Source organism: Nitrospirota bacterium (genome assembly GCA_016219645.1).
Taxonomy (GTDB): Bacteria; Nitrospirota; Nitrospiria; order Nitrospirales; family Nitrospiraceae; genus Palsa-1315.
This window is the reverse complement of record JACRLR010000030.1, coordinates 36,509-57,618: the sequence shown is the minus strand read 5'-3', so window position 1 is coordinate 57,618 and position 21,110 is coordinate 36,509. Positions and strand designations below refer to the sequence as shown.

Annotated in this window: 23 protein-coding genes; 11 read left to right on the top strand and 12 right to left on the bottom strand. The window is 54.3% G+C overall.

Annotated features, from left to right (window positions below; genetic code table 11):
• Positions 1 to 141 precede the first annotated feature (141 nt).
• From HZB34_11935 to HZB34_11915, 5 genes are all read right to left on the bottom strand, one after another.
• Complete coding sequence (locus tag HZB34_11935) at positions 142 to 852, bottom strand: septal ring lytic transglycosylase RlpA family protein (protein MBI5316674.1); 711 nt, start codon at positions 850 to 852, stop codon at positions 142 to 144.
• Positions 853 to 1,055: 203 nt separating this feature from the next.
• Positions 1,056 to 1,466 (bottom strand): hypothetical protein, encoded by a 411-nt coding sequence (locus tag HZB34_11930; GenBank protein ID MBI5316673.1) that lies wholly within the window; start codon positions 1,464 to 1,466, stop codon positions 1,056 to 1,058.
• Positions 1,467 to 1,520: 54 nt separating this feature from the next.
• Positions 1,521 to 1,928 (bottom strand): hypothetical protein, encoded by a 408-nt coding sequence (locus HZB34_11925; protein MBI5316672.1) that lies wholly within the window; start codon positions 1,926 to 1,928, stop codon positions 1,521 to 1,523.
• Positions 1,929 to 1,941: 13 nt separating this feature from the next.
• Positions 1,942 to 5,475 carry a vitamin B12-dependent ribonucleotide reductase gene (locus tag HZB34_11920; GenBank protein ID MBI5316671.1) on the bottom strand — a complete coding sequence of 1,178 codons (3,534 nt, stop codon included), beginning with the start codon at positions 5,473 to 5,475 and terminating at the stop codon, positions 1,942 to 1,944.
• A gap of 342 nt (positions 5,476 to 5,817) precedes the next feature.
• Positions 5,818 to 6,189 (bottom strand): DUF4359 domain-containing protein, encoded by a 372-nt coding sequence (locus tag HZB34_11915; protein MBI5316670.1) that lies wholly within the window; start codon positions 6,187 to 6,189, stop codon positions 5,818 to 5,820.
• A gap of 165 nt (positions 6,190 to 6,354) precedes the next feature.
• Between HZB34_11915 and HZB34_11910 the strand changes: the two genes are divergently transcribed.
• The gene (locus HZB34_11910; protein MBI5316669.1) at positions 6,355 to 6,495 is read left to right on the top strand and encodes a hypothetical protein; all 141 of its coding nucleotides are present in this window, start codon (positions 6,355 to 6,357) and stop codon (positions 6,493 to 6,495) included.
• Here HZB34_11910 and HZB34_11905 read toward each other — a convergent pair whose 3' ends face one another.
• Positions 6,496 to 7,764 (bottom strand): MFS transporter, encoded by a 1,269-nt coding sequence (locus HZB34_11905; GenBank protein ID MBI5316668.1) that lies wholly within the window; start codon positions 7,762 to 7,764, stop codon positions 6,496 to 6,498.
• 139 nt (positions 7,765 to 7,903) lie between these two features.
• Complete coding sequence (locus HZB34_11900) at positions 7,904 to 8,308, bottom strand: hypothetical protein (protein MBI5316667.1); 405 nt, start codon at positions 8,306 to 8,308, stop codon at positions 7,904 to 7,906.
• A 154-nt stretch (positions 8,309 to 8,462) separates the two neighbouring features.
• Here HZB34_11900 and mtaB point away from each other — a divergent pair, with 154 nt between their 5' ends.
• From mtaB to HZB34_11880, 4 genes are all read left to right on the top strand, one after another.
• Entirely contained in the window at positions 8,463 to 9,797 is a 1,335-nt protein-coding gene (mtaB, locus tag HZB34_11895) for a tRNA (N(6)-L-threonylcarbamoyladenosine(37)-C(2))-methylthiotransferase MtaB (protein ID MBI5316666.1), read from the top strand.
• Entirely contained in the window at positions 9,794 to 11,143 is a 1,350-nt protein-coding gene (miaB, locus tag HZB34_11890) for a tRNA (N6-isopentenyl adenosine(37)-C2)-methylthiotransferase MiaB (protein ID MBI5316665.1), read from the top strand. Before mtaB ends, miaB begins: the two co-directional genes overlap by 4 nt.
• Before the next feature lie 419 nt (positions 11,144 to 11,562).
• The gene (locus HZB34_11885; protein MBI5316664.1) at positions 11,563 to 11,700 is read left to right on the top strand and encodes a hypothetical protein; all 138 of its coding nucleotides are present in this window, start codon (positions 11,563 to 11,565) and stop codon (positions 11,698 to 11,700) included.
• A 73-nt stretch (positions 11,701 to 11,773) separates the two neighbouring features.
• Positions 11,774 to 12,703, top strand: a complete 930-nt coding sequence (locus HZB34_11880; protein MBI5316663.1) for a hypothetical protein — start codon at positions 11,774 to 11,776, stop codon at positions 12,701 to 12,703.
• A 6-nt stretch (positions 12,704 to 12,709) separates the two neighbouring features.
• On the opposite strand, the gene HZB34_11875 is transcribed toward HZB34_11880, so the two are convergent.
• Genes HZB34_11875 through HZB34_11865 form a run of 3 tightly spaced genes read right to left on the bottom strand, consistent with a single transcriptional unit; the run spans position 12,710 to position 14,566 of the window.
• A complete protein-coding gene (locus HZB34_11875) occupies positions 12,710 to 13,426 on the bottom strand; it encodes a ribonuclease H-like domain-containing protein (GenBank protein MBI5316662.1) in 717 nt (238 codons plus the stop codon).
• On the bottom strand, positions 13,423 to 13,827 hold the full coding sequence (mutT, locus tag HZB34_11870) for an 8-oxo-dGTP diphosphatase MutT (protein ID MBI5316661.1): 405 nt from the start codon (positions 13,825 to 13,827) through the stop codon (positions 13,423 to 13,425). Before mutT ends, HZB34_11875 begins: the two co-directional genes overlap by 4 nt.
• Positions 13,814 to 14,566, bottom strand: coding sequence for an A/G-specific adenine glycosylase (locus HZB34_11865; protein MBI5316660.1), 753 nt, complete (start codon positions 14,564 to 14,566; stop codon positions 13,814 to 13,816). The genes mutT and HZB34_11865 overlap by 14 nt, the downstream gene beginning before the upstream one ends.
• A 207-nt stretch (positions 14,567 to 14,773) precedes the next feature.
• Here HZB34_11865 and HZB34_11860 point away from each other — a divergent pair, with 207 nt between their 5' ends.
• The 5 genes from HZB34_11860 to HZB34_11840 are packed head-to-tail and all read left to right on the top strand — an operon-like array spanning position 14,774 to position 16,336.
• The gene (locus HZB34_11860) at positions 14,774 to 15,091 is read left to right on the top strand and encodes a PilZ domain-containing protein (protein ID MBI5316659.1); all 318 of its coding nucleotides are present in this window, start codon (positions 14,774 to 14,776) and stop codon (positions 15,089 to 15,091) included.
• Positions 15,092 to 15,111: 20 nt separating this feature from the next.
• Entirely contained in the window at positions 15,112 to 15,438 is a 327-nt protein-coding gene (locus HZB34_11855) for a PilZ domain-containing protein (GenBank protein MBI5316658.1), read from the top strand.
• Between the two features lie 28 nt (positions 15,439 to 15,466).
• Positions 15,467 to 15,754: a hypothetical protein gene (locus HZB34_11850; GenBank protein ID MBI5316657.1), complete on the top strand. Its 288-nt coding sequence runs from the start codon at positions 15,467 to 15,469 to the stop codon at positions 15,752 to 15,754.
• 7 nt (positions 15,755 to 15,761) lie between these two features.
• The gene (locus tag HZB34_11845; GenBank protein ID MBI5316656.1) at positions 15,762 to 16,025 is read left to right on the top strand and encodes a type II toxin-antitoxin system RelE/ParE family toxin; all 264 of its coding nucleotides are present in this window, start codon (positions 15,762 to 15,764) and stop codon (positions 16,023 to 16,025) included.
• Positions 16,022 to 16,336, top strand: a complete 315-nt coding sequence (locus HZB34_11840; GenBank protein ID MBI5316655.1) for a hypothetical protein — start codon at positions 16,022 to 16,024, stop codon at positions 16,334 to 16,336. The genes HZB34_11845 and HZB34_11840 overlap by 4 nt, the downstream gene beginning before the upstream one ends.
• Before the next feature lie 132 nt (positions 16,337 to 16,468).
• On the opposite strand, the gene HZB34_11835 is transcribed toward HZB34_11840, so the two are convergent.
• Positions 16,469 to 17,008, bottom strand: coding sequence for an NUDIX hydrolase (locus HZB34_11835; GenBank protein MBI5316654.1), 540 nt, complete (start codon positions 17,006 to 17,008; stop codon positions 16,469 to 16,471).
• A gap of 80 nt (positions 17,009 to 17,088) precedes the next feature.
• Between HZB34_11835 and HZB34_11830 the strand changes: the two genes are divergently transcribed.
• Complete coding sequence (locus tag HZB34_11830; protein MBI5316653.1) at positions 17,089 to 18,270, top strand: class I SAM-dependent RNA methyltransferase; 1,182 nt, start codon at positions 17,089 to 17,091, stop codon at positions 18,268 to 18,270.
• A gap of 444 nt (positions 18,271 to 18,714) precedes the next feature.
• Here HZB34_11830 and HZB34_11825 read toward each other — a convergent pair whose 3' ends face one another.
• Positions 18,715 to 20,937 carry a glutamine synthetase III gene (locus HZB34_11825; protein MBI5316652.1) on the bottom strand — a complete coding sequence of 741 codons (2,223 nt, stop codon included), beginning with the start codon at positions 20,935 to 20,937 and terminating at the stop codon, positions 18,715 to 18,717.
• Between the last annotated feature and the right edge of the window lie 173 nt (positions 20,938 to 21,110).

Sequence of the window (21,110 nt, the reverse complement as noted above, 5' to 3'; positions counted from 1 at the left end):
TCGGACTGTACATCTATCATATGGATTGGCTTACGAGCAAGCATAAGCGGAAATCATGCCACAAAATCAAACAGTTACATTTCATGCCCGCAGAAAGACTGCAAAATTTCAAAGCTGGGTGGACTGAGGAAGAGGGAATTATTACGAGTCATCGCGAAATACATAGGCCTGGAGCCCGAGGGAGGATTCGAAATAGGACGCAGCCACTTCTGCCTGGGCCTCCCTAGCAAACTGACCGATCTGAACTCGATAACGCCTGCCCTCTGGAAGATCGACGGTCTGAACCCTGCCGCCTGAGTAGAGGTGTCTCGTTCGTTCCAAGAGATTGATGGCATTTTGCTGATCAGAAAATGACCCGATTTGCACTCGCAAGACCCCCATATCAGAAGCCCGCCCTTGATACCCGACCACTCGTAACTCAACCTTATCGGTTCCAGCCCCTGTCATCCCCAGCTCGCGTGCGCCAGCGAGCGAGAGGTCGAGGACTCGATTTCTGGCGAAGGGGCCACGATCGTTGATACGGACGGTCACCTGACGGCCGGTATTCACGGATCGAACTACAGCAATCGAGCCGAATGGCAGAGTCCGGTGAGCTGCCGTGAGCTGATGCATGTCATACCGCTCTCCATTTGCCGTCTTATTCCCATGAAATCCCGGGCCATACCATGAGGCAACACCATGCTCGACGAATCCAACAGGATAGCCGGGGAAATAGCTAGGTTTGGGAGTACCGCTGCAAGCAGCCAGGGCACCGACCATGAGGGGTATGAGAAGAAGGGCTGAGCAGCGAGACCAGGTGGCCGCAGCGCTGCGTGATATGTCCAGCAGACGGCAGAAGAACTTTGTTGGCATACGAAAACTTCGATGGTATGCACGTGCGGGACAATAGGGCGACACTACTGGAGGATGCTCAAAAAGGCTGTCCAGCAAGGCCGCAGCGAATGGAGAAGGCTTAGGTCGAGGTTAAGGTTAAGTGTCGAACAGTTTCTTGTTTGCTCAACCTTAGCCTCAGCCTTAACCTTCCAATCACGCTGGCAGACTTTTTCAGCATCCGACTAAAACTCGTCGAGCGATTGATCCTGCAGGATCGTGAGCGCTTTGGCTGTGTTTGAGACGGTCAGAACCACGATCGCACGTTTCCCCTCGCGGGAGGGAGTGCAATAACCGCATTTAATATTGATACGAGCCTTGGTCAGAAGATCCGCCACTTCTTTCAGAGCCCCTGGCTTGTTTTCGAGGCTCAACAGCAAGGCAGTTTCTTCCATAAATTTGATCTTCGCTGCTTTCAGTGCTGCGCGGGCTCCTTCCAGATCCGCAACCAGTAACCTCAGCTTTCCAGCCCCTGTCACTTCCGGGGCTGAAAAGGCTTTGATATTGACCTTCGCCTCACCGAGAACCTGGGTCACTTGAGCCATAACGCCAGGTCTACTCAACCCCTTAATGACCAATTGTGTCGTTGTGGGCATAGGAATAACTCCGCAGAGGGAAGAAACGCTCAGAATCGTTAAACAGACTGCCGGTTAGAGCACCGTACATAGACCGTTCGCAAACGTATATTCATAGATGCCGCTAACTGGGACAAAGGCACTCTTTGCCAGCCTCTGTGCCGACTCCTTAAGACCACGCGGCACGAGCAGGTAGAACGGGACCCCGCACACAACCACTTCCCTCCATTTTGAAGCTGTTGTGGCATCCTCGATCGAATCATCGGTTTCTACCTCAGCCATCCATTCCATTGTATTGTCTGAAGAACCCACGTGCCACCCGATAATGTCACACAGCTGCTGAGGACCGGCCCAGGGGTCTTGCTCAAGAGCTGTATGGATGGTGACCTTACAATGAAACGCTTTTGCCCATCGCTGCGCGACAAGACTGACGACCTGATCGTGAACCGTAACAATGCCATGCTCACGAAGCGCCGTATTCATTGCATCCTCGCTCTTACGAACAGCCGCTCGTAGCGCCACAAGTTTCACACTTGAGACAGGTTCCGTTTCTTACCATCGTGAACTGCTTACACTCGGAGCAGGGGTCTCCCTCGTAGCCCTTTTGGCGCGCCATTTGGATGGCGGTCAAGGTCAGCGTTTCACGTTTCAGTTTGACCGTTTGCATCATCTCGCCCTGTCCATTGCCATTGCTCTTATGGCGCGGTATCGCTCCACGTCGTGAGGGAAATACTTCGGTGCTGATTGAGGTAGAAGCCAGCGTTTCTGGAGTGGCCTCCTCATCGACACATTCAGGATCTTGCTCGTCCATCTTGACGGAATCCATTCTCAGGTCATCTTCCTGAACCTGCGCCAAGTCATAGCGGTCAAGATAGGTCACGGCAAGCTCTCGGAAGATATAATCGATGATCGACGTCGACATTTTGATACGGTCGTTCAATTTAACCGGTCCGTTTGGCTCGAAACGGGTAAATACGAATGCTTCGACGAACTCCTCCAGCGGGACGCCATGTTGGAGGCCCAGTGAAATTGCTATGGCAAAACAGTTCATGAGGCTCCGGAAGGCAGCCCCTTCTTTGTGCATATCGAGAAAGATTTCCCCGCAAGTACCATCCTCATACTCACCAGTGCGTAAGTAGAGCTTGTGACCCCCGACGACAGCTTTCTGCGTGTACCCGTTGCGTCTGGCCGGGAGAGGTCGGCGCTTTGCCAGGTACCGCACCAACACTCGTTCTGTGGTCTTCTCCGCAATCGATAAAATCTCCGACGAGGCTTCGATGGCCTTGCCGCTATCCGTTGAGGCCGATAACGGCTGGCTCAACTTCGAGCCGTCGCGATACAGGGCCACTGCCTTGACCATGCTCTTCCAGGCAAACAAATAGGCCGACTTCACATCTTCCAGCGTCGCATCGGCCGGCATGTTGATCGTTTTGCTGATGGCGCCGCTGATGAATGGTTGTGCCGCCGCCATCATACGGATGTGCGCATCGACAGCGATATACCGCTGGCCGATCCGGCCACAACGATTCGCACAATCGAAAACCGGAAGGTGCTCGGTCTTGAGATGCGGGGCCCCTTCCACCGTCATGGTCCCGCAACAATAGTCATTGGCAGCGGCAATTTCCTCTTGTGTGAATCCCAAGGTCTTCAACATATTGAAGTTGGACTCAATCAATTGCGCATCAGTCAGCCCCAGTTTCTCCCTGCAGAAATCCTCACCCAACGCATACTTGTTAAATACAAATTGAATCTCAAACGCCTGGGACAAACCACCTTCCATCCGCGCGAGCGCAGCGTCATCGAAACCCTTCTGCCTTAGGGTCTCATGGTTAATGAATGGCGCGGTCTGCAACGTTTGCCGGCCGACACAATAGTCCACGATGTCCTGAATCTGAGTCTCGGTATACCCCAAGGCTCTGAGCGCGGCGGGGATGCTTTGATTGATGATCTTAAAATAACCTCCGCCAGCCAGTTTTTTGAATTTGACCAGGGCAAAATCCGGTTCGATACCGGTCGTGTCACAATCCATCACTAGTCCGATCGTGCCGGTAGGGGCGATCACTGTGACCTGCGCATTGCGATACCCGTAGGCCGTTCCCAATTCGAGGGCACGGTCCCACGCACGACGTGCCGCCACGAGCAGTTCGGGAGGGCAATGCTGCGGCTGTATCCCGATGGGTGTAATGGTCAAGTCTTCATATTCTTCCGGAGCGGCATTGTACGAGGCTCGCCGGTGATTGCGAATGACGCGCAACATGGCCTCGCGATTCTTGGCATAGCCCGGAAACGGCCATAGCTCTGCGGCCATTTCAGCCGACGTGCCGTAGGCCTCTCCTGTCATAAGAGCAGTCAATGCGCCGCAGATCGCCAGCGCTTTAGGAGAATCGTACGGAATGCCTTGCCGCATCAACACCGTACCTAGATTGGCATAGCCCAGTCCCAGCGTTCGGAACTGAAAACTCTTCTCGGCGATGGGGCGGCTGGGAAATGACGCCATCAAGACGCTGATCTCCAGCACGATCGTCCAGAGACGCACGGCATGGCGGAAATTTTCCAGCTCAAATTGAGCGTCAGTGGAAAAGAACTGCGCGAGGTTGAGCGAAGCCAAATTACATGCCGTATCGTCGAGGAACATATATTCGGAGCATGGATTGGACGCATTGATGCGGCCATCCTCCGGGCACGTATGCCATTCGTTGATGGTCGTGTCGTATTGCGTACCGGGATCCGCGCAAATCCAGGCAGCCCAAGCAATCTGATCCCAGAGGTCCCGCGCCTTGATGGTCTTGGAAACCTTGCCGTCGACCCGTCGCTTGAGCTGCCAATCTCCGTCCGCCTCCAACGCAGCGAAAAACTCGTTGGGAACGCGCACACTGTTGTTTGAGTTTTGGCCGGACACAGTTTGATAGGCCTTGCCGTCCCAATTCGTGTCGTATTCATGAAACACAAAATGTGTGAACCCTTGCTGCGCATAGGAATACATCCGCTGGATGTAGGACTCCGGAACCCCATCCCACCGAGCAGCAGCCAAGGCCTCTTTGAGGATTGGATTCTGCTTGGCGTCGGTCTCGACTTTGCTCTGACCGGCGTCGTCGACGACGTGGCAAGCCTTGAGGACCGCGTTGAGCCGTTGGGCACAGATCTTTGAACCGGTTACCATGGCGGCGACTTTTTGCTCTTCCACCACCTTCCAATTGATAAACTCCTCGATGTCGGGATGGTCCAAATCGAGACAGACCATTTTGGCAGCCCGTCTGGTCGTCCCCCCCGATTTAATGGCGCCGGCCGCTCGATCGCCGATGCGAAGGAAAGACATCAATCCGGACGACCGGCCCCCGCCTGACAACGGTTCACCTTCGCCGCGAAGCTTGGAGAAGTTGGTCCCGGTCCCCGATCCATATTTGAACAGGCGCGCTTCTCGCACCCAGAGATCCATGATGCCGCCTTCGCCGACCAGGTCGTCATCGATAGATTGAATGAAACAGGCATGCGGCTGCGGATGCTCAAACGCATTGGTGGCTTTGACCACTTCTCGAGTCTTGGGATCAACGAAATAATGCCCTTGTGCAGGTCCAGAGAGTCCATAGGCATAATGGAGCCCCGTATTAAACCACTGGGGAGAATTCGGCGCGGCCATTTGATGCGCAAGCATGTAACAAAGCTCATCATGAAAGGCCTCGGCATCTTCCGGAGTCTTGAAGTAGCCGAAGTTCTTCCCCCAACCGGTCCAGCAACCGGAGAGCCGTTCAAACACTTGCCGCGAATCATGCTCTCCGCCCAGCTGCGGCTTGCCGTCCGGGCCCACGATCGGAGCCCCATGCTCATCTTGCTTCGGCACTCCAGCTTTTCGGAAATACTTCTGGGCGAGAATATCGATGGCGAGTTGGGACCAGGGCTCTGGAATGTCGATGTTTTCCAGCTTGAACACGGTCGATCCGTCAGGATTTCGGATTTCCGACGAACGTTTCACAAACGGCAGGCCCTCATAGGGACTTTGCCCACGACGTGTAAATCGGCGTTCTATTCTCACGATTTCCCCTCCTCCAGCCTGCGTAACCTGGCGTTGGACAGTTTACTCAATACCCATACCAGAACCATCAGGCTTCACAATCAGTCATGGCGTATTTTGAGCTCTCAACACTTGTCGTCTGGACGATGATTCAGCGAGAAGTAACTACATATAGCTATCGGAATGGATTGTCAATACCAAGTGTAGTGGTTACCTGTGAAAACTGCGTAAAGGCTGTGGATCGCTATAACTGATTGGAGAAACACAAAGTCTTGGGGAATTATGCCAACTTATCCACAGATTTTTGATCCAAAACAGACTGCATTTCAGGATAGAAAGGTACTGAGAGGCAAAAAACTCACATTAAAATACTCGGCGACCGAGGGTCAGAATGGCCTCATCTACTCCTTCGACCGGGATGAACTGGTTACCGATGCCGATGACGACAAGCCGAGTCCCCAGTGCCGTTGTCTCAAACCGGCTGAGAATTCCCCAATTTTGACGCAAGGTATGAGGACGCACCACGCCCTCGAGTAGCTCCTTACTATGCCTGCGAAAGATATCTCTGATCACCGCTCCTTCCCGCTCGGACGTGGACCGGTCCATTCGATCTATGGCTTCGGCAAGTTTGGTTTGTACGAAACCCAGGTATTGATCAGTGGTGGGGTTCGTCAGTGCCAGCATGACACATACAGCCAATGTCGCCGCAACCAGGCTCAAACGCAGGAGGCTCATAGATTCCCCCAGACTGATAGCTGCTGAATCGAACCTGGAGTAGGCATGATTGAAACGGGGGCGCCTCTCCTCCTTTGACAAACGAAAGATGCATGATTAGCCTACGCTCGATGGGCCTGTTGTGGCAATGATACTGCTCACATCCCCTATAGCAGGAGGATAGCCATGTTAGTCTGGAGCAAACGTCTTGTCGCAGCTTTGTTGGGACTCTTTGTGCTCATGCTGGGAACCATTCTCCTCAACACAACTCCAGAAGGCACAAACAGTCTCAAGGAACACACAACCGGCTGGATAGCTCTCAACTAGTCATAGATCGGCTGAGCCGGCCCTGGCCCGCTCAGCAGGACCGGATTCCTCCTGCAACCGCGATCGGAACGCCCACACCAGCCAGACGCCCGGCAGTGCAAGCAGAAAGGACCAAAAGAAGAATTGCGCCCAGCCGACCATCTCAACCAACTCCGCCGACGGGCGGCCTGAGAACACTCGCCCAAGCGCTTCCAGGGAAGAGAGTAACGCAAACTGGGTCGCCGTATACCGATGGTCGCACAGTGACATAATCAATGCGATAAATGCCGCTGTACCCATGCCACCGGTCACATTCTCGACGAGAATTGAGGTCATGAGCGCCCAGTAGCTCTTGCCCATCCAGGCAAGCCACATGAATCCCAAGTTCGAGACCGCTTGTAAAAGGCCGAAGAGCAAAAGCGACCGGACCATCCCCATCTTGGCCATTGCGACACCCCCGGCCAATGCCCCGATGAGTGTGGCTCCAAGCCCAAGGCCCTTCACATACCCGACCTCGCTGACGGAGAAACCCATCCCTCCAATGAGAAATGCTGTTTGAAGCGAGGCTGCAACAGCATCTCCAACCTTATAGAGGATAATGAGAGCGAGGAGCCCGACCACACCTGGGCGAGTAAAGAATTCTTTCAACGGCCCACCAACCGCTTCGGCCAAGCTTGCAGGCGCAGCACTTTGCTCCGACGGCTCCGGACTCAACAAGATTGTGACAACCCCTGCCGCCATGAGTGCGGCAAGCAATAAGTAGGTGTTTGGCCACCCGATATGATCGGCCAACAGGAGCGAGCCGGCACTTGCGACCAACAGCGCGCAACGATAACCATTCACCCAGACAGCGGCGCCGAATCCACGCTCAGGAGGTACGAGCACATCGGTCCGATAGGCATCAAAGACGATATCGAGGGAGGCAGAGAGGAATGCCACAGTGAGAGCCAGGGCTCCCAGTATCTCCGGACGCTGCCCTGGCCCAGTCAGAGCCATGGCAACCAGACCGAGTGCCACTCCGACCTGCGTCACCAGCATCCATCCGCGCCGGCGCCCCAGCCAGGGAGGGACCAGGCGATCCATCAACGGAGCCCACAAAAATTTCACTGTGTAGGGAAGACCGACGAGCGTAAAGATCCCGATGGTCTTCAGGTCGAGCCCGACAACCGTGAGCCAGGCCTGGAGCGTTCCAGACGTAAGGGCCAAGGGCAGCCCAGAGGCAAAACCCAAAGGCAACATGATCGCGATGCGCCGGTTTGCGAGGGTCTGAATGAACGATGCGGATTTCATCGAGCACGATCAGTTTGCATGATGGAGTAGCATATCATCTGAAGGGAGGGACAGCTCAGGACATTCTTGAAATTGATCGAGAGAAAGGGACAGGAGAGAGAAGCACTACAAGATAGTCCCGTGCGGCTCGCATGGGAACTCAGCAGGGCTGTCCATTGAACGCGCAGGGTTTATAGCGCGAAAGATCAAACTCCACGTTTTCCTGATAGACCCGTTCGTTTCCGTTCACGCCATCCTGTTCAGGATCGTTATACATCGTGTGGTTCCACCAGTAGAACAGGGGATAGACCTCGGTCTGGTATACCGGATTCCCGTAGCTGCTGCGGGTATATTCCCGAACCAGCCGGCCCGTCACGTAGTCGATCTTGCCATCGCCGTGGAGTGAATACAACATCAAGAAGAGCCGCGCTTCGTGATCATAGAGCTCGTCAATTCTTGTCGCGAGATCAGGTTCACGAGGAAGGATTTCCTTCGTCCACACCCAGGACGAAGGAAAAAGGAGAGAGACGGTCAAGACGCAAACCGCCAATTGCAAAGGTGTCACAATACACTCACGATAGGAGGGCTGGCGGTCGGTCGATTTTAACATGGCTCTCTTCAGGCCATCAAGCGAGGACGAGCACGCCATGAAGCACTTGCTTCAGACTCGCTTCAGATCCTTGCTCCTATGGCAAGGATTTCCCTATAATGGCGCGCCCATGATGATACGAGCCTCTCTCCATACCCTCGGCTGCCGACTGAACCAGGCAGAAACCGCCGTTCTCACAGCTCGCTTGCGGCGGGATGGGTACCGCATCGTCGAGTTTGGCGAGTTGACAGACCTGCTCATCGTAAACACTTGTTCTGTGACAGAGGACGCAGAACGCACCTGCCGGTATGTCATCCGCAAAACGTTGAAACATTCCCCCGAGGCCTTTGTAGCCGTGACCGGCTGTTACGCCCAGACCGGTGCTCACGAGCTGCGCACGATTCCCGGAATCGACCTCATCGTCGGAAATCAATTCAAATGGGACTTGCCCTCATTTCTTCCAGCCCCCCATGCGCTGAAAAAGCAGCCCCACCCGCAAGTGCTCCATACGCGTACCATCGACCGAGAGGATTTCACCCTACCGGAGTACGGTGATCCTGACTCTACCAGAGCGTTGCTCAAGATCCAGGATGGGTGCAACGTAATGTGCAGCTTCTGTCTGATTCCCTTTGCCCGTGGGCATGAACGGAGCCGTCTCCAAGATGACGTGATCCAGGAGGCTGAGATCCTTGTGGCAGGAGGCTACCGGGAACTTGTCCTGACCGGCGTCAATATCGGGCAATATCGTCAGGACTCACTCGATCTGGTTGGGTTGATCGCGCGACTGGAGGAGGTCGAAGCACTCGAGCGAATCAGAATTTCCTCCATTGAGCCGACCACGATCACAGATGCGCTCATCGATCGAATGGCTCGCTCATCGAAGCTCTGTCCCTATCTTCATATTCCTCTGCAAAGCGGAGACGATGCCATTTTGTCGTCCATGAATCGTCCGTACAATGTGAAAGAATTCACCCTTCTGGTCCGGCGGGCTATGGAGATGATTCCCCATCTCGGGCTGGGCACTGACATTATGGTCGGATTTCCGGGAGAAACCGAGGAGGCCTTCGAACATACTTTGGACATTGCGCATGAGCTCCCCTTCTCCTATTTCCATGTCTTCATCTATTCTCAACGGCCCGGCACCGCTGCCGCGAAGTTGCCCAACCAGGTGCCGACCGCAGTTGCTCGGGGCCGGGCAAAAATACTCGCGGAACTGTCCCGTTCGAAACGGCTGGCCTTTGCAGAACGGTATATTGGGTCCACCCTTTCCGTCCTCTTCGAATCGGGAAACCAGGACGGCTTCAGCTCGGGGACTACCGCAAACTTCTTGAAAGTGGGCGTCCTATCAAATGTCGACCTCGCCAACCAGCTAATAGAGGTGCGGATTACCGGAACGTCGGATCGTTGGGCATTGGGTACTCTGACCGCGGAGCGTCAACCCCTGCGAGCTGTGCCGATGCTATGAACGCCAAACCTACTACGGCTCACGTGCATCTCGAGACCTTCGGCTGCCAGATGAACGAGTACGACTCGGAACTCGTTCGCTCGTTGATGAAGCAGGATGGGTTTGTATTCACCGACGAGCGGGAGCGCGCAGATGTGATTCTAATGAATACCTGCGCAATTCGCGAAAATGCCCACAACAAAGTCTATAAACACCTATCGGAACTCAAAAAACTCAAGCGCCAACGCCCCTTAGTCGTAGGCGTCCTTGGTTGTATGGCGCAAAACCTGAAAGAAGAGCTTACAGACGTTCAGCCACTGGTCGATGTGCTCGTCGGCCCGGATGCCTACCGCCAGCTGCCGAATTTGATCCGCGACGCGATGCTCGCCCAAGAGGAAGGGCTGGATAAGAAAGGCCTCGCGGTCGACCTGTCGGAATATGAAACGTACCACGACATCGTTCCCGACCGAAACGACGGGGTAAATGCCTGGATCGCCGTCATGCGAGGCTGCGATAACTTCTGCAGTTTCTGTGTGGTCCCCTACACCAGGGGGCGAGAACGCTCCCGCGATCCAGAAGGAATCGTCGAGGAAGCTCGCCGGATTGCGGACCAAGGATTCAAGCAGATCACACTCCTGGGACAAAACGTCAACTCCTACCGATCAGGCGACTGGGACTTTGCGCGATTGATCACTGCCGTCGCTGATGTGCCAGGTATCAAACGTGTGCGATTCACCTCCCCGCACCCCAAGGACTTTCCGGTTTCATTGCTGGAAGCCGTCGTGTCCCACCCGAACATTTGCAAACAGATTCATTTGCCGCTCCAATCGGGCAGCGACCGCATGCTCGACCTCATGAATCGCACCTATACCACTAAAGAGTATCGAGCCTTGGTCGACCGCATCCGCAACTTGCGATCGGACATCGTCCTCAGCACCGACATCATTTGCGGCTTCTGTGGTGAAAGCGATGAGGATTTCGCTGAAACCTACCGGCTCGTAGAGGAGTCTCGGTTTCACTCAGCATTTATCTTCAAATACTCCGAGCGAAAGAACACAATCGCGGAGCGCAAGTTTTCCGACGATGTGGCTGAGCCTGTAAAGACCGAGCGGGTCACCAGGCTCTTCGATCTCCAACGAAACATCTCCCACGAACGCAATCGGGAATATATCAACACCACGGTCCCCGTCCTGGTCGAAGGTGATGCCAAGCGGTCTTCCACCCAGGGCATGGGAAAAACCGATGGCAACATCACTGTCGTGTGGGACAAACGTGCAATAGCCTCTCAACCGGGAGACATGATTTCCCTCACAATCTACGACGCCTCTTCCACAACGTTGTATGCGGAATGTCCCCCGGCCCATTGAATCGTTGGTGCCTCCCTTCCCCAAGAATCATTTCTGTAGAATTGTCTGCTAAAACGGACAGTTCTGAACGAAACCAGTCTTCGGATCACCTCTGTCTCTCCACGCTTCAGCATCGATGTGGCATTCCTATCCACATGGTAACCGACAGAAGAGGATGGTGAGTGCATTCTCCTGAATCGACAAAATGATTCGACAGACAACTCGTTTATTTACTTGATTATCAGTAACTTAGAAACAGTACATGATCTATGATTTCTTGATTAGTCCATAACAGAGCTGCGGGAATCCCCTCCATAACGATTCTCCTTTCTCCTGAAATTTCCTAGGATCTCGCTAAATCCACTTCACCTATCCTGGAGGCATAATCTTTGCTTAGGCCCTATACGTAACCGTCTAGACATTCTCCCTGGAGATAAGGCATGGCAGAGAATCAAGATCACGGAATGAAAGAGAAAACCGAGACCGATAACTCTTTGAGCCTGGAAACTCGTATTGCAATGGGACTTTTTGGATGGCTCGCACTGAGCATGGCACTGATGGGCCTCGGAATCTGGTAGTCCCCGATGGCACACCAACCCTGACTCTCGCATGAACAATCACACACCCTCTGTCTCAAGGAGGAGAGTCGCCATGAAACGCTATCTCATTCTATCGAAGATGCAAAACCCTATCATGCAGAGTCTTATGGGGATCGCCGCATGCGCCCTGATCATCAGCGGCTGTGCTGGCGGAACAAAACTCACCAATACTGCGAAGGGCGGTGTCTACCTGGAAGACGTGAGTGACTTCTCCTTTGAAGCCAGCCATCCGGCTGTAATCGATCAGGTGACCATGGCAAAAATCGTAAAGGGAATTTATGGCAATGACGGCATGAACGGATCTTCGAGAATGTCCGTTGGTGGCAGCAAGCCGATGAGAATTTTCAGCGATGAGGATGCCGAGTTTCTTTCTCCCCTGCTCGCGCAAGGCTTAGCAAAGGCGAAACCTGAACAGCTTGTTTGGTTCCGCGTATCCTCATCGGCAGGGTCAGGCTCTGAGCCCACCACGGGCAGTCTATATGTGCAGAAGGGATCGCTCTTCTTGACCATCGGGAAAGGTGCCATGCCAACGGATTTCATGCCCGGGACGGCTGCACACACCGAACCGGCTCCAGCCTTTGCCGCCGATGGCGCAGCAGACGCCGTCACGATGGTCATAGACTATCAGGCATTGGCCACGGCACCGATGCCCGCCGCCATGCCGCTCGTAAAATCTACACCCCTCGCTCCAACTACTTCTACGGTTGCTGCCGTTTCTGAGAAGCCAGAGACCATCTCTGCCAGTATCGAGCAAGGATCGGGGCAGGATGACTTTATGGGTCAAAAGCTCAATGAATTAAAGAAGGCAAACGAAGCGCTCTACAAGAAAGATACTGAGATCATGATGCTTCGGAAGGAATCGGAATGGATGAAGCGAGAATTGCGCAACCGCGACGAAGAGATTCAGGCAATGAGGTCGATGAAGGTGTATTCCAAACCAACGCCTAAGAAGCCTGCGGCTCAAGCCATACAAAGTCGCTAGTCTGCCTCAGCCGACATTCAATAATTCCGGCTGCAACAACACCACTTCACTCGATAGGGGCTGACGAAAATTCATCCGGCAATAACAGGCATAGGTCACATACGTATCCTGTAAGCAGTACCGAGCCAACTCAAGCCCCCGTCCTGCCCCCCACATTTCAGCCACCTGAGACCCGCTGCCCGATTTCGTTTCCACGTTCAACGCCCGCGCCAGCACGTCGAGTTTCACCCACCCGCGCGTATCCCAATTGCTCCAAATGGCCATCGTGTCGTAGACCGGTTCAGAACGAAACTTGGCAAGATTGATGTCCTGACTCGGCTTGACCTGATGGACCATCGACCGCTTCTTGATGAACGGCAAATCGAAGCCCAGACCATTATGGGTGATGAAGAGCGATGGACGGTTCTGAGCTAAACGTACCCAGAACTGCCGCAATAACTCTCGCTCGTCCCCTCCATACCAGGCCACTGCCCCACGCGGCTCGAGCTGGTCAGAAAATTCCAACAGGCCGATACAGACGATCCGACTGAACGTGCCATCGAAGGCCGACTTGGCATATTGTTCATCCTCAGCCTGCCGTTGAGCTTCGGCTGCTCCCACCGTAAACAAATCGTGACGTTCGCCTGACTGTTCTGGCTCGTCGCCTGACGGAACTTTCCCCACCAATCGCGCCCACTCATCACGAGGCGCTTGAATAGTCTCGATATCAAGCACGACCTTCATAGAGGTTGTCCCAAATTTTCTCGCCTCAAAGCCTCAATAATAGGGCGGTCGGCTGGTGGAAATTCAAAATCCCCCAACTCGTGCGGCCAGACCCATCGAATTTCCGCGCAGTCGATTGCGGTTGCCTGTCCGGCTTCAATCCGACAAAGGAAGAAATGCAACTCCACAATTTTCTCCTGATACTCATGTCGAATAACTTGAAATGGTATCGGCATGTCGATTTGAATTCCCAGCTCCTCGAATAACTCCCGCCGGAGACATGCTTCCAGGGTTTCGTCCGGCTCGCGCTTCCCGCCGGGAAACTCCCAGAAACCTGCCAAATGCACGCCGGGGCCTCGTCGAGCGATCAAGTAACGGCCCTCACGATGGACAAGACCGGCAGCGACTTCAATGACCTTCATGCCGCACCTTCGCTCTGCGCGACTTCTGATCGAAGGGGTAGGTCTTACAAAAAGATTTCATGGGACACTGCTGACAGGACGGGGTTCGTGCCGTACAGCAGGTTGCCCCGAAGTCCATAATCGCCTGATTAAAGTCATAGCCCTTTCCCCGCGGGATTAACGATTCCGACAATTGCCAGAGCTTCGGCTTTTGAGTCTTGGGATCGCCTTTAGCCAGAAACACTCGATGCAGGACGCGAATGACGTTCGTATCCAGAATCGGCGCATCTTCGTTGAACGCAAATGACCGAATCGCGCCGGCCGTATACCGTCCGATTCCCTTGAAAGACAGCAATTCCTCCGCTGCGCTCGGAAGACGGCCTCCATACCGCTCCATGGTCTCGCATGCGATACTATGTAACCGTTCGGGCCGAATGTTGTAGCCAAGTGGGTACCAGGTTTTTCTTACATCCGAGACCGGCGCACCGGCCAACTCTTCAAAACTTGGGTAGCGGTCTATAAACTCATGGTACTTCGGAATCACCCGATCGACCTGAGTCTGTTGCAACATTACTTCAGAGACCAGAATGTGATAGGGGTCGGATGTATTTCGCCAAGGCAGATCGCGTCCATATTTCTTGTACCACTTGAGCAGCCTGGTCTGAAAACGGCGCTTCTGTGAGGGGTCGAGTCCATGGGACTTCGTCCGGTTGTTCTTCTTCCTCTGAGAGGCTGTTCGGGAGCCTGAAAGGGTGGGCATTCGACGTGAATCCAATGGTGGTATTCTAAAAGTGCATCGAGCGAAAATCAAATGCCATGATTGACGTCTGGGCACAAGACACTTCCAAAGGTCTCTATTTCTTTGACAACCTCCCCCTCACCGATTAGTCTTTCCTGAGACAGAGGTTGTATCAGCAGGAGCCAGCAGCAAAGCCTATGTAGATCCAGAGCCTTTTGAGGCGCCTCCATGACTAAACCGAGGAAGCATGCTCGCTATCAGGTGGAATTTCCTGCGATATTCGGAGGCGATCATACTGGGATAGGTATCGTCTACAACCTCGGGATTGGTGGTTGTAAAATCGTCAGCGCCCTTGCCGTAGACAAGGGCGCCCTGCTCTCAGTGCAGCTCAAGGTTCCGGACCGGACTGATCCCATTGTCATTCGAGCCGCCACAGTCCGGTGGATCATGGAGCTAGAGTTTGGGATAGAATTTCTTGAGATGCAGGAGCTGGAGCGGGCGCGCCTGGAGCAATTCCTGGGAACTCAAGTCAACATCGCCTCATAGGGACCCGACACAGTACGGCCATGGTCACCAGAAAGTATCCACGATTCTCAGTGTCGCTCTCCAGCACCTTGGTGCACAAGGACCAGTTCCGCCATTCGGGATCCATTCGAAACCTTTCTGTCAAGGGGTGCAACGTAGACAGTATGATCCACCCATTTACCGGCATGCAGCTGACCGTGCAGTTACATGTCCCAGGAGAAGCCACCCCTATCTTGATTTCTAACGCCGCAGTCCGCTGGTCCGGAGCTTCCGGCATTGGCCTTGAGTTTCTGACAGTAGCTCCCCCGCATCAAGACCGGCTAGACCGGATTATCCAACAGCTCCAACCGAAGACCGGCCCGCAATAGGCGAGGCAGGCTAAGGTTGAGGTTAAGGTTGAGCAATCTTCCAGAAAGCTGGCGGATTTTCTCAATAGTCTTCGGGTTGCATTTGGGCACCAGTCTCCGTATCCTCCACTGTATGGATCTCTCCCGACTTTCCCAGGAACAACTGAAAGCGCTCGTACATGGGATTGTCGACGATCGCCTGCGCGAACTCCTGGGCGATCCCGACCTTGGACTGCAACTTGGCGATGGCCTGCGCGCTCGATTGAAAGAGGCGCTCTCCAGTAGGGAAAGATTATCCGGCGAAGACATAGCGAATCAACTCGGCCTCCGCTGGTAAGGACGACATGGCCTGGTACCGGCTTGCCTACCGCCCGACCGTCCTCAAGGATCTTGGACACCTTGAGCTTTCTCTGGCACAGCGGCTTCTGGACAAGACCAAATGGATCGCCTCCAACATAGATAACTTACGCCACGAACCGATTGCACCGGATCTTCCGGGCCTTTCTAAATATGCGGTCGAAGACTGGCGGATTTTTTATTCCATTGACCGAAACGATCATCTGGTCGATATTCACGGCTTCATTCGCCAGAGAGAGCTCCGTTCATGATTTCAGTCACCGTTGCAGCCATTGCAAAGCTGAAAGCGATTCAAGTCAACCACCCTGAGGATCCGGTCGTCCGGATTTCCGTGCGGGACGTAGATCATTCACGCCTCAGCTTCAGTATTACGTTAGAAGCAGCCGCCCAACCTGACGACCTGGTTCAGGAAGTCGATGGCCTCACGATTACGGTGGATCGGCTGAGTACGCCGCGGATGGAAGGGGTCACAGTCGACTACTCTGAATCTGATGGGTTCCGCTTTCTCCATGGTGGCGAAGGCAACAGCCTGCCTCTTCTCACAATTCCAACCCTCAACTGACAGAATACGCGCGAAAGGCGGGACGAGCGAGACAGGCGCGACAAGAATAACATGGAATCTCTTGACCTGGTCAGTCGCGCCTTTCCCGCTCGTCTCACAGGTTGCCATAGCCTTTCAGCATCCTGCGCTCAACTAGCAGAGTCGGTCCTGCAGGCTCGCCACATGCACCTGGAACTTGCCCCGCGTCACATCCTCGACATAGCGACGCAAGACATCCTTGACCACAGGGAACGCGATCTGGTCCCAGGGAATGGTATTGAGAGAGAAGAGCTGCACTTCGAGGCTTTCCTCACCAGCTCCGAAATCCGGAGAACTCATCGGCCCTCGAAATACCAGATAGGCCTGGCCAATGTGTGGAAGGCTCAGGACTGCAAAGAGGGAGATACGCTCAACCTGAGCCCGCGCTTCCTCCAAGGTTTCACGCGCTGCCGCTTGATCAATGCTCTCGCCGATTTCCATGAAGCCGGCAGGGAAGGTCCAGAGACCCAATTTGGGATCGATCGCGCGGCGGCAAAGGAGAATGTCACCATTCCACTCCGGAATACAGCCTGCGACAATCTTGGGATTGTGGTAATGAATAGCCTGGCAGGTGTCGCAGACGAACCGGGGCAAGTTGTCCCCTTCGGGAACCTTCTTCGTAACCGGAGCACCGCAAGCGCTGCAGTAGTTCATAAAAACGACGTATTTCGTGGAACGAGTAAAGCCTGTCGCGCCTGCCTCGCGAGTCGCGCTCGTCTCGCCCTTTTATAACCATGGATAGCACAAAACTACGGTTCTTTGCACCCTGTCCGCGCGGTCTGGAAACTATGCTTGAAGCAGAGCTCCATGGTCTTGGTGTGCCGACGACGACCAAGACAGAAGGTGGCGTCGGCTTCACCGCCCCCTGGTCGACCATGTACTGGGTGAATTTGAAGTCTCACATCGCGAGCCGAGTGCTGTGGGAAGTCGGACAGAGCCCCTACCGTTCGGAAGACGATGTCTACCGAGCGGCCTATGCGCTCGCCTGGCCCGAGTGGTTTGCTCCTTCACAGACGATTAAGGTCAAGGTGAGCGCACGCCGCTGCCCCCTCCCCAGCCTGGACTTTCTCACCCTCCGGATCAAAGACGCAGTCTGCGATAAGTTCGTCGCATCGCGCCACAAAAGACCCAGCGTTAATACAGAGCGACCGAACATCAAGGTCGATGCCTATCTTGACCAGAGTACCGTCACGTTCTATCTCGATACCTCCGGCGAACCCCTTTTCAAACGTGGCCATAGGATGGTCTCCATCGAAGCACCGCTGAGGGAAAATCTGGCAGCAGGAATTCTTCGGCTCACCCGCTGGACCGCCAAAGAAGTCCTGCTCGATCCCATGTGCGGAGGCGGCACCATCCCACTCGAAGCAGCCTTGATAGCCCGCCAGATCCCGCCGGGCATCTCCCGGAGCTTTGCCTTCGAACGGCTGCTGGTTCATGAGGAGAAACGCTGGGGGCAGCTACGTGAAGCGGCTCGCGCCAAACAATTGGGCGCAGTGCCAGCAGCCATCTATGCCTCAGACCATGATCCCGCCATGGTGAAGATCGCGCAACGGACGTTTCAGGGAGCCGGTGTGGGAATCGATATCCGTCTGAAGCAAAGCGACATACTCGATCTCGAAGCCCCAGCCGACGGGGGTGTGATGGTCATCAACCCTCCCTATGGGGTGCGTCTCAGCCAACCGGATGAGTTGGAGTCCTTCTACCCCAAACTCGGCGACTGGTTGAAGCAACGGTTCACCGGATGGCGCGCCTATGTTCTGACAGGTGATGCCCGCATGCCGAAGCTGATCGGCCTTGCCCCTTCCAAACGCATTCCCCTCTTCAACGGCGCCTTGGAATGCCGGCTCTATGAATTCCTCATTGTCCAAGGGGGTGCCAGACGACGCTTCAGTCCGCCAACCCAGACCATAGGTTAGGGGCCGAGCGGAGCAGCGGCTAGTTGCCGTTCCCCATGCGGGTAGTTTCGACGAACTGCTCCGTCGAATCGTCGAGAGCACGTCCCCGTCGCCCTTTGGGAGGGATGATATAGATAGGCTTCGAGTGAGGCGGTCCGGATCTGGTCACTTGTCCTTGTCCTTGCGGGAAAGCCGCTTCACGAAAAAAAAGGCGGCGACCAGCACGATACCGAAAACCTGCAATGAGGTGGTGCAGTCGGGATTAAGAATTGAGGCAGGCAGCTGAAAGACGCATTGCACGAGTATCTATCACCATAAAAGGGTGTGCTCATTCATAGCGCATTTGTGACATGGGTGTAAAGGTCACCGCAATCACCTTATCAAGGCCTACCGCCAATCGGTAGACTGGCGCCATCAATCGGTAGGATTCTCCATCCACAGACGGAATCGCCTTCCTCTGATTGCCTAAGACAGAAACAACATCTCCCGATACTTCGGAAGCGGCCAGTAATCGTCCGCCACGATGGATTCGAGTTCGTCACAGACTTGGCGGACATCGGACATGGCCAACGTGACTTCGTGAGCAAGGAGCAGCGCCTTCTCTTCTTCGCTGCTCAATGCTTCGACTTTATGCAACGAGGCCTCGAGCGCCATTCGTTTCGTCTGAAGAGAGATGATGAGCCCTCCAAGGCGGGTCAATACATCAGCCTGCGGCGCCGTGGTCACAAGGGACTTGCAGCTCAACACGGCAGCAGCCAGCATGCCGTGATAGGCGTATGCAGCAGGAAGAATCTGCGTTTCCACCATCGAGCACAGGGTATCGATTTCGATGAGCAAATTTTTGACGTACCGCTCAGTCCTGACATGAAAACGAGATACCAATTCAGCCTCGGTGAAAATCCCCATCTTGGCAAGCATGGCTTTGGACTTGGGCTTGGTCAATTCTGCCAATGCTTCCGGGGTTTTCCGCAGATTTGGGATTCCGCGCCGTTCAGCCTCGTTTACCCAGTCTTTGCTATAATTATTCCCCTCGAATCGAATGGGATGAGTCTCTTGAATGGCTTCCTTCACCACCTCAAGCACTGCGGACTCGATCGTGCTCGAAGTTCGCAACCTCGCCTTGAGAGATTCGATGATCTCTGTAAAACCGTCAGCCACCGCCGCATTCAGGATTGTCACGGGAAACGCGGTCGAAGCTGATGAACCAACCGCACGAAACTCAAATTTATTCCCTGTAAATGCAAAGGGTGACGTTCGATTGCGGTCGGCATTATCCTTCATGACTTCGGGGAGCTTGCTCACCCCAAGCTTCAGCACGGTTGCTTCCGGGTTTTGTTCTTGCGTTGTCCCCTGTTCGATTTCATCGAGGATACGATTAAGCATGTCTCCGAGGAAGATCGAGATGATTGCCGGAGGGGCCTCATTGGCACCCAACCGATGATCGTTTCCCGCCGAGGCGATCGACGCACGCAATAACCCGGCATGGGCATAGACGCCCTTCATGACTCCAGCCAGGACGAGGAGAAACCGAAGGTTCTGATGAGGGGTTTTCCCCGGATCAAGAAGGTTATCCCCATCCTGTTCCGGGCCGCTACCTGTGATCGACATCGACCAATTGTTATGTTTTCCACTTCCGTTGATTCCCTCAAAGGGCTTCTCGTGCAGGAGAACCGAGAAATTATGACGGAGGGCGACCTTGCGTAAGACTTCCATGACTAATTGATTGTGGTCCGTGGCAATATTGGCTTCTTCAAAAATCGGCGCTGATTCAAACTGCGAGGGTGCCACTTCGTTATGACGGGTCTTCACTGGCACACCTGTTTTATACAGCTCGTATTCCATTTCCGCCATAAAAGCCTGCGCCCGGACTGGGATGCTCCCAAAATAGTGGTCTTCGAGCTGCTGCCCTTTCGGGGGCTGGCCTCCGATCAGTGTCCGTCCGGTCATCACCAGGTCCGGTCGCAGGTTAAAAAAGGCGCGGTCGATGAGAAAATACTCCTGCTCAACGCCAAGGGTAGGAACCACGCGCTTGACTCCCCTGTCACCGATTAGCCAAAGCAGCTCGCATGCCTTGTGTGAAAGGACGTCACTACTTCGTAGGAGCGCGGTCTTTTCATCAAGCGCATCGCCGTGGTAGCTGATAAAGACGGAAGGGATGCAGAGCGTCCTTCCGTTCGTGTGCTCCATGATGAACACAGGACTCGAAGGATCCCACGCGGTATATCCGCGCGCTTCAAATGTCGTGCGCATACCACCCGATGGAAAACTCGACGCGTCCGGCTCACTTTGGATCAGCTGGGAGCCGGAAAAGGCTTCGATCGGTCGGTTATGATCGTCGAAGCTCAGAAAGGCATCATGTTTCTCGGCAGTGGCTCCCGTTTGCGGCTGAAACCAGTGGCAAAAATGCGTCACGTTGCGAGTGAGCGCCCATTCCTTGATCGCGTGGGCCACGGTGTCAGCGATGTCCCGATCTAGCTTCTTTCCCAGATCGATCGTCTGCACCAGTTTCGTAAAGACTTCTTTGGGAAGCTGCTCCTTCATCTTGTGAAGATCAAAGGTGTTGACCCCGTAGAATTCCGAAACCCGCAGAAGCTTTCCCTGCTCATCGCGTGGGGGATCAAACTTGCGCGGCGCGCGCTTGCTTATTTCCCGAATCGCTTCGAACCGAGCGTTGGCACTGCTACCCATGTCTTCATATCCTCCTGGTTTCTAAATCGAGGGCACTCGCAATGTCGACCCTTACCAGCATTTATCTGGAATTTCTCTGCTGCGCAACAATATACACCAAAAACATCAAACTATTTCCACGCAGCTACCTCTTCATGCCTGCCCTTGACTTGTACTCGTCGGAAACTATCTGT

Bases quoted from the DNA above. Each gene is read 5' to 3' on its own strand.
- HZB34_11825 (MBI5316652.1), bottom strand. From the start codon at position 20,937: ATGGGTAGCAGTGCCAACGCTCGGTTCGAAGCGATTCGGGAAATAAGC.
- mutT (MBI5316661.1), bottom strand. From the start codon at position 13,827: ATGAAGGTCATTGAAGTCGCTGCCGGTCTTGTCCATCGTGAGGGCCGT.
- HZB34_11935 (MBI5316674.1), bottom strand. From the start codon at position 852: ATGCCAACAAAGTTCTTCTGCCGTCTGCTGGACATATCACGCAGCGCT.
- HZB34_11910 (MBI5316669.1), top strand. From the start codon at position 6,355: ATGTTAGTCTGGAGCAAACGTCTTGTCGCAGCTTTGTTGGGACTCTTT.
- HZB34_11875 (MBI5316662.1), bottom strand. From the start codon at position 13,426: ATGAAGGTCGTGCTTGATATCGAGACTATTCAAGCGCCTCGTGATGAG.
- HZB34_11835 (MBI5316654.1), bottom strand. From the start codon at position 17,008: ATGAACTACTGCAGCGCTTGCGGTGCTCCGGTTACGAAGAAGGTTCCC.
- HZB34_11830 (MBI5316653.1), top strand. From the start codon at position 17,089: ATGGATAGCACAAAACTACGGTTCTTTGCACCCTGTCCGCGCGGTCTG.
- HZB34_11860 (MBI5316659.1), top strand. From the start codon at position 14,774: ATGACTAAACCGAGGAAGCATGCTCGCTATCAGGTGGAATTTCCTGCG.
- mtaB (MBI5316666.1), top strand. From the start codon at position 8,463: ATGATGATACGAGCCTCTCTCCATACCCTCGGCTGCCGACTGAACCAG.
- HZB34_11930 (MBI5316673.1), bottom strand. From the start codon at position 1,466: ATGCCCACAACGACACAATTGGTCATTAAGGGGTTGAGTAGACCTGGC.
- HZB34_11845 (MBI5316656.1), top strand. From the start codon at position 15,762: ATGGCCTGGTACCGGCTTGCCTACCGCCCGACCGTCCTCAAGGATCTT.
- HZB34_11865 (MBI5316660.1), bottom strand. From the start codon at position 14,566: ATGCCCACCCTTTCAGGCTCCCGAACAGCCTCTCAGAGGAAGAAGAAC.
- HZB34_11855 (MBI5316658.1), top strand. From the start codon at position 15,112: ATGGTCACCAGAAAGTATCCACGATTCTCAGTGTCGCTCTCCAGCACC.
- HZB34_11880 (MBI5316663.1), top strand. From the start codon at position 11,774: ATGAAACGCTATCTCATTCTATCGAAGATGCAAAACCCTATCATGCAG.
- HZB34_11885 (MBI5316664.1), top strand. From the start codon at position 11,563: ATGGCAGAGAATCAAGATCACGGAATGAAAGAGAAAACCGAGACCGAT.
- miaB (MBI5316665.1), top strand. From the start codon at position 9,794: ATGAACGCCAAACCTACTACGGCTCACGTGCATCTCGAGACCTTCGGC.
- HZB34_11905 (MBI5316668.1), bottom strand. From the start codon at position 7,764: ATGAAATCCGCATCGTTCATTCAGACCCTCGCAAACCGGCGCATCGCG.
- HZB34_11925 (MBI5316672.1), bottom strand. From the start codon at position 1,928: ATGAATACGGCGCTTCGTGAGCATGGCATTGTTACGGTTCACGATCAG.
- HZB34_11840 (MBI5316655.1), top strand. From the start codon at position 16,022: ATGATTTCAGTCACCGTTGCAGCCATTGCAAAGCTGAAAGCGATTCAA.
- HZB34_11915 (MBI5316670.1), bottom strand. From the start codon at position 6,189: ATGAGCCTCCTGCGTTTGAGCCTGGTTGCGGCGACATTGGCTGTATGT.